The sequence below is a fragment of the Vibrio methylphosphonaticus genome (genome assembly GCF_023634655.1).
Classification (GTDB): domain Bacteria; phylum Pseudomonadota; class Gammaproteobacteria; order Enterobacterales; family Vibrionaceae; genus Vibrio; species Vibrio methylphosphonaticus.
This window is the reverse complement of the sequence record NZ_JAMKMS010000097.1, coordinates 1-257: the sequence shown is the minus strand read 5'-3', so window position 1 is coordinate 257 and position 257 is coordinate 1. Positions and strand designations below refer to the sequence as shown.

Genomic DNA, 257 nt, shown 5'->3' with positions numbered 1-257 from the left:
TAGTTTCTTTCGAAACGCGTGCTAAAAAGCACTTTCTAACGACTTTCAGAGTCAAAAATGCAAACCAACAACATAAGTAGTGGTTTGGATTGATACTTCCAAAAATATTTAGAGAGTGGTGGGCGATACCGGGCTCGAACCAGTGACCCCCTCCTTGTAAGGGAGGTGCTCTCCCAACTGAGCTAATCGCCCACATTAGTTTCTTTTGTCTTCACTTTTCAAAAAAGTGAAAATAAAAGCCATTCTTCGTGAGAAAG

General features: G+C 41.2%; 1 tRNA gene. It reads right to left on the bottom strand.

The window, feature by feature from the left end:
- Positions 1 to 116 precede the first annotated feature (116 nt).
- Positions 117 to 192 (bottom strand) — tRNA-Val (locus tag M9196_RS23410).
- Between the last annotated feature and the right edge of the window lie 65 nt (positions 193 to 257).